Below are 5,959 nucleotides of genomic sequence, written 5' to 3'. Positions count from 1 at the left end.
CGGGCACGACGTCGCCCTGCTCGCGGTGAGCAAAACCCAGCCGGCCGCGGCCGTGCGCGAGCTCGCCGCGCTCGGCCAGCGCGCATTCGGCGAGAACTACGTGCAGGAGGGCCTGGCCAAGCAGCGCGAACTCGCCGGCCTCGACCTCGAATGGCATGCGATCGGCCCGCTGCAGTCGAACAAGGCGCGCGAGGTCGCCGCGCATTTCGACTGGCTGCAGAGCCTGGACCGGATCAAGCTCGTCGCCGCGCTTGACCGCCTGCGCCCGGCGGCCGCCGCGCCCTTGCAGGTGCTGATCCAGGTCAATATCGACGACGAGGCGAGCAAGTCCGGCTGCGCCGCGGAAGAGGCCGGCGCAATCGCCGCGGCAGTGCATACCGCGCCGCGACTCGCGCTGCGCGGACTGATGACGATACCCGCGCCCGATCCCGACTGGCACCGGCGCGAGGCGGCATTTGCGCGCATGCGCCGCCTGTTCGAAGAATTGTGTCGCGACCATGCCGGCGTCGACACCCTGTCGATGGGCATGTCCGAGGATTTCGAGGCGGCGATCGCGCAAGGGGCGACTCTCGTCCGCATCGGCTCCGCGCTGTTCGGTCCGCGCGCAAAAAATGTGCGATGATTCACGTTTATCGGCCCGTGCGCGGCCATCCTGCCGCTTTGTCGGCCGATTGAAGCAGGTCGACGCCCGGGATACCTTTCTTACACGATGACAATCGGCTTTTCCTTCCGCGCGCTCCTTTTCCCGGTCGCAACCTGGATGGCAGCGGCGTTGGCGTGCGCCGCCACGCACGCCGTCGGCGTCGAGATGCAGGCGGACGGGTTGAGCAACTCCGCCGAGTACATCGCCGGCTTCGTCCGTTACGTGCATTGGCAGGGCGAGGAACAGCTGCATGCCTGGAACATCTGCATCGTCGGCAATCTGCCGGCCGAACAGGATCGCGCCTACGCCGGCCGCATCGTGCGTGGCAAGCCGTTCTCGGTCAGGCGCATCGATGCCGAAGCCACGCTGGCCGATTGCCAGGTTCTCGATCTGACCGCCGTCGATGCCGCGACCACGGACAAGGTGCTTGCGCGCGCGCGCCGCCTGCCGATACTCGCGGTCGGCTCCGGCTCGGGGTTCTGTTCTTCGGGCGGACAAATCTGCCTGCACCTCGACGGTGCCGCGGCTGCGGACCGGCAGAAGTTCGAGGTCAACGTTTCCGCGATGAAGGAGGCCGCGCTCGGAGTCAGTGCGCGCCTGCTCACGCTGGGCTCGTCGCGCACCGCGAGCAAGGGCGTGCCATGAGCCGACCCATGCGCGCACGCGGGAAATTGCCGGCGACGGCATCGGCCGCGCACATCGGGCGCGCGCTGCTGTCGATCTCCGCGCTGACCATCGTCATCGTCGGCGCCGGCGCCTTCCTGTTGAGCTACTACTTCCTGCATCAGCTCACCGAGGGCCATCTGCGCACGCTGATCAGCTTCGCCGCGAGCGAAAGCCGCAGCGCGATCGAATTCCGCGACACGAAGACCGCGGCGGAGATCCTGCAGTCGATTCCGAAGGACGAGGGCATCACCTATGCCGAGATCCGCGATGCCTCGGGCATCGTGCTCGCCCGCATCGACGCGCGCGCCGACGGATGGATCGGCAGACTGGCCGCCCGGGTCGGCAACGAGCGCGTCAGCCAGGACGTGATCGTCGAAGGCCGGCGCATCGGCGACATCTCCGTGGAAGGCGGCAGCGAGCCGATGCTGCGCACGCTCAGCGGCCTGCTCGCCTGGTTCGGCTTCGGCACGCTGTTGATCGCCGCCTGCGCCCTCGCCCTCGCGCGCCGGTATACGCGACGCTTCACCCAGCCGATTTGGCAGCTGCGCGAGGTGGTCAAGCATTTGATCGAGGGCCGCGATTTCAGCCGGCGCGCGCCGCCGTCCTCGCTGGCCGAGGTCGAGGATCTGCGCAGCGAATTCAACGTCCTGCTCGACGAAATCAGCCTGCGCGACCACCTGCTCACGCAGAGCAATGCCGCATTGCGCCGCGTCGCCTACGTCGACTCGCTGACTGGCCTGCCGAACCGCGCGATGTTCGAGCCGGCGCTGCAGAAAACGATCGAGGCCTGCGACCGCAACCGCACGCGCGCCTGCCTGTTCTATCTCGACATCGATGCGTTCAAGTCGGTCAACGACAACCTCGGTCACGCGGCCGGCGACGACCTGCTCAGCTGCATCGCCGCGCGTCTGCGCGCCTGGCGGCCACAGGAGACCACGGCCACGCGCATCGGCGGCGACGAGTTCGTCGTCCTGCTGTCGCCACTGGCCGATGCCGCGGATCCCGAGCTGATCCTCGCCGAACTGCATGCCGAACTCGAAGTGCCGATCCGCCACGGCAACCTCGTGTTACACCCGAGCACGAGCATCGGCATGGCGATCTATCCCGATGCGACGCAAGGCACCGACGAACTCGTGCGCCTGGCCGACCAGGCGATGTATGCGGCGAAGAACCGACGCTACGAAGAGGGCCGCGTTACGCGCTGGCAGGCCGATGCCGCCGCCGGCGGGCAAGCGGCAAGCTCCGAGTGGATCAAGGTCGATCCCGCCGCGATGTAACGCCTGCAACAAAAACGGGTATCTTTCACCTCCCCTGCGATTCGCAACATAAGGAAGCGGTCATGCAAGCAAGCGCCTTTCTCCCCCGACTCCAGCGCCAGTTCTCCCTCGCGCTCGTGTGCTTCCTGTTCGCGTTGCTCGGGGCATGCGCTTCGGCCCCGCCCAAGCCGACGCTTGGCCAGCGCCAGGTGGAAACGTTGACCCATTTGGGCTTCAGCAAGACCGACGACGGCTGGCTGCTGGTCCTGCCCGACCGTATCTCGTTCGAATTCGGCAAGGACGATCTCAAGCCCGAGTTCAGCAAGGCGATCGCCGACTTCGCCAGCCAGCTGCTCGCCGTCGACATCCGCCAGTTGCGCGTGGACGGATACACCGACAATGTCGGCGCACGCGACTACAACCTCGGCCTGTCGCAGCGCCGTGCGAATATCGTCGCCGATACCTTCGTCGCCAACGGCTTCGCCACGAAGGACATCGAACGCAAGGGCCTCGGCCCAGATCACCCGGCGGCCGATAACGGCACCCCCGATGGCCGCGCGAAAAACCGCCGCGTCGAACTCATCGTTGCCTCGAGCACGCTGGCCACGCCATGAGCGCCCCTGCCTCGCGCATCGCCTTCGTCGGCGGCGGCAACATGGCGCGCAGCTTGATCGGCGGCCTCGTACGCGCCGGAACCAACGGCGCGGACATCGCCGTCGCCGAGCCGAACGCCGACCTGCGCACCGCGCTCGCCCACGACTTCGGAGTCAGCGGCTTCGCCAGCGGCAGCGATGCCGCGCAGGGCGCCGATGCCATCGTCCTCGCGGTAAAACCGCAGGTGATGAAGGCGGTATGCGCTTCGTTGCGCGACGTCGTGCAGGCGGGCAAGCCACTGATCGTGTCGATCGCTGCCGGCATCCGCATCGACCAGATCGACGCCTGGCTCGGCGGCGACGTCGCGGTCGTGCGCACGATGCCGAACACGCCGGCACTGATCGGCGCCGGCGCCGCCGGCCTCGTCGCCAACGCGCGTACCGATGCCCGCCAGCGCGAACTGGCGCAGCGCATTCTCGATGCCGCCGGCGTCGCTGTGTGGATCGAAGACGAGTCACTCATGGACACGGTGACCGCGCTGTCCGGCTCGGGTCCGGCGTATTTCTTCCTCCTCGTCGAAGCACTCGAGGATGCCGCCGTCGCCCAGGGCCTAACTCGCGCGGCTGCTCGCACACTCGTGACGCAGACCTGCCTCGGCGCCGGACGCATGCTGCGCGAAGACGCCACGGCGCCGGCCGTGCTGCGTCAGCGCGTCACTTCGCCCAACGGCACCACCCAAGCCGCGGTCGAGAGCTTCGAGGCGGACGGCCTGCGCGCCATTGCCGCACGCGCCGTCGCCGCGGCGACGAAACGCGGGCAGGAACTCTCCGCGCAACTCGACTGACTCGCGCAACCGCTGCCATGCCCTACATCCTCAGTGCCGCGATCTTCCTCATCCAGACGGCTTTCGGGCTCTTCATCGGCCTGTTCCTGCTGCGCTTCCTGCTGATCGCCGTCGGCGTACCGTTCCACGAGCCGATCTGCCAGTTCGTCTATCGGCTGACCAATCCGCTGATCGCGCCGTTGCGCCGATTCGTGCCGCGCTGGCGTAAGTTCGAACTGGCCGCGCTGTTGATCGCCTGGCTGCTCGTATTGCTCGAGTCGATGCTGCTCGAGGTGCTGTTCGGCCGCATGCGCTTCTTCGGCTTGCTCGCGCCCGCGCTGGTCAGCACGCTCGACTGGATCATCTGGATCGAACTCGGGGCGATACTGATCTACTGCGTCCTGAGCTTCTTCCCTTCGATGCGCTACGAGGACGGCTACCGGTTGCTCGACCGCTTCGTCGCGCCGGTCGTGAACCCGTTCCGGCGCTGGCTGCCGCCGGTCGGCGGATTCGACTTTTCCTGCTGGTTCGCCTCGGTTGCCCTGATCCTCACGCGCCTCCTCGTGATCGCGCCATTGGCCGATCTCGCCGCGAGGTTGTAGCAACGCGCCGCGAGTACTCGCGGCGGATCAGGAAGGCAGGCGGCGGATATGCGCGCCGAGACTGCCGAGTTTTTCCTCGATGTTCTCGTAGCCGCGATCGATGTGGTAGACGCGGTCGACCGTGGTGTCGCCCTTCGCGGCAAGTCCGGCGAGGACGAGGCAGGCCGAAGCGCGCAGGTCGGTCGCCATGATCGGCGCGCCGGTCATCGTGTCGACGCCGTGGATCGTCGCGGTGTTGCCGTCGACGTGGATGTCGGCGCCGAGGCGCTGCAGTTCCTGCACATGCATGAAGCGGTTCTCGAACACCGTTTCGGTGATGACGCCGACGCCTTCGGCGACCGCGTTGAGCGCGGTGAACTGCGCCTGCATGTCGGTCGGGAACGCCGGATACGGCGCGGTGACGATGTCGACCGCCTTCGGCTTGCGCCCGCGCATGTCGAGCTGGATCCAGTCCTCGCCCGTGCTGATTTCTGCGCCGGCGTCCTCGAGCTTCTGCAAAACGACGTCGAGTGTGTCCGGGCGCGCGCGCTTGGCCAGCACTCGGCCGCCCGAGATCGCGCCGGCGACGAGGAAGGTGCCGGTCTCGATGCGGTCGGGCAGCACGTCGTAGTCGGTACCGTTGAGGCGGTCGACGCCTTCGATGACGATCGTCTCGCTGCCGGCGCCGGAAATCTTCGCGCCCATCGCGTTGAGGCAGTTGGCGAGATCGACGACCTCGGGCTCCTGCGCGGCGTTCTCGAGCACGGTCGTGCCCTTGGCCAGTGCGGCGGCCATCATGATGTTCTCGGTGCCGGTCACGGTGACGATGTCGAAATGCACGCGCGCGCCCTTGAGCCGTTTCGCACGCGCGCGGATGTAGCCGTTTTCGACGCTGACGTCGGCACCGAGCGCCTGCAGGCCCTTGATGTGCAGGTCGACCGGACGCGAGCCGATCGCACAGCCGCCCGGCAGCGACACGTCGGCCTCGCCGAAGCGCGCGACGAGCGGACCGAGCACGAGGATCGAGGCGCGCATGGTCTTGACCAGGTCGTACGGTGCGAAATAGCGGTTGGTCGTGCGCGGATCGATGTTGATGCGCATGCGCTCGTCGATTTCGAGGCTCACGCCCATCTGGCCGAGCAATTCCATCGTCGTGGTCACGTCGTGCAGGTGCGGCACGTTGGTGATCGACATCGGCCCGTCGGCGAGCAGGGTCGAGGCGAGGATCGGCAGCACGGCATTCTTCGCGCCGGAAATCTGCACTTCGCCGTTGAGCGGAGCGCCGCCCGAGATCACGATTTTTGCCATGTGGGGAGTTACCGTTGTTGTCTGGCCGACTCTTCCGGAGTCAGCGTTTTCAGCGAGAGCGCGTGGATCGCACCGCCCATGAGGTCGC

Annotated in this window: 7 protein-coding genes; 6 read left to right on the top strand and 1 reads right to left on the bottom strand. The window is 67.3% G+C overall.

The genetic code is table 11. The annotated features are described in order from the left end of the window. The 6 genes from VF497_RS04525 to VF497_RS04500 form a co-directional block, all read left to right on the top strand. On the top strand, positions 1 to 622 hold a 622-nt coding region (locus VF497_RS04525; protein WP_330886450.1), incomplete at its 5' end, for a YggS family pyridoxal phosphate-dependent enzyme. 138 nt (positions 623 to 760) lie between these two features. Further along, positions 761 to 1,288, top strand: coding sequence for a YfiR family protein (locus VF497_RS04520; protein ID WP_330886449.1), 528 nt, complete (start codon positions 761 to 763; stop codon positions 1,286 to 1,288). Then, positions 1,285 to 2,586 (top strand): diguanylate cyclase domain-containing protein, encoded by a 1,302-nt coding sequence (locus tag VF497_RS04515; RefSeq protein WP_330886448.1) that lies wholly within the window; start codon positions 1,285 to 1,287, stop codon positions 2,584 to 2,586. Before VF497_RS04520 ends, VF497_RS04515 begins: the two co-directional genes overlap by 4 nt. Positions 2,587 to 2,648: 62 nt before the next feature. Continuing rightward, entirely contained in the window at positions 2,649 to 3,179 is a 531-nt protein-coding gene (locus VF497_RS04510; protein ID WP_330886447.1) for an OmpA family protein, read from the top strand. Then, positions 3,176 to 4,003: a pyrroline-5-carboxylate reductase gene (proC, locus tag VF497_RS04505; RefSeq protein WP_330886446.1), complete on the top strand. Its 828-nt coding sequence runs from the start codon at positions 3,176 to 3,178 to the stop codon at positions 4,001 to 4,003. The genes VF497_RS04510 and proC overlap by 4 nt, the downstream gene beginning before the upstream one ends. A 17-nt stretch (positions 4,004 to 4,020) precedes the next feature. Continuing rightward, entirely contained in the window at positions 4,021 to 4,584 is a 564-nt protein-coding gene (locus VF497_RS04500; protein WP_330886445.1) for a YggT family protein, read from the top strand. A gap of 27 nt (positions 4,585 to 4,611) precedes the next feature. Here VF497_RS04500 and murA read toward each other — a convergent pair whose 3' ends face one another. After that, on the bottom strand, positions 4,612 to 5,871 hold the full coding sequence (gene murA / locus VF497_RS04495; RefSeq protein WP_330886444.1) for a UDP-N-acetylglucosamine 1-carboxyvinyltransferase: 1,260 nt from the start codon (positions 5,869 to 5,871) through the stop codon (positions 4,612 to 4,614). Positions 5,872 to 5,959 lie beyond the last annotated feature (88 nt).

Source organism: Rudaea sp., assembly GCF_036383415.1.
GTDB lineage: Bacteria > Pseudomonadota > Gammaproteobacteria > Xanthomonadales > Rhodanobacteraceae > Rudaea.
The sequence above is the reverse complement of the archived record's forward strand: the minus strand, read 5'-3'. Positions and strand labels throughout refer to the sequence as shown.

Excerpts from the sequence above, each read along its gene's own strand:
- VF497_RS04515 (WP_330886448.1), top strand. The coding sequence starts at position 1,285 with ATGAGCCGACCCATGCGCGCACGCGGGAAATTGCCGGCGACGGCATCG.
- murA (WP_330886444.1), bottom strand. The coding sequence starts at position 5,871 with ATGGCAAAAATCGTGATCTCGGGCGGCGCTCCGCTCAACGGCGAAGTG.
- VF497_RS04510 (WP_330886447.1), top strand. The coding sequence starts at position 2,649 with ATGCAAGCAAGCGCCTTTCTCCCCCGACTCCAGCGCCAGTTCTCCCTC.
- proC (WP_330886446.1), top strand. The coding sequence starts at position 3,176 with ATGAGCGCCCCTGCCTCGCGCATCGCCTTCGTCGGCGGCGGCAACATG.
- VF497_RS04500 (WP_330886445.1), top strand. The coding sequence starts at position 4,021 with ATGCCCTACATCCTCAGTGCCGCGATCTTCCTCATCCAGACGGCTTTC.
- VF497_RS04520 (WP_330886449.1), top strand. The coding sequence starts at position 761 with ATGGCAGCGGCGTTGGCGTGCGCCGCCACGCACGCCGTCGGCGTCGAG.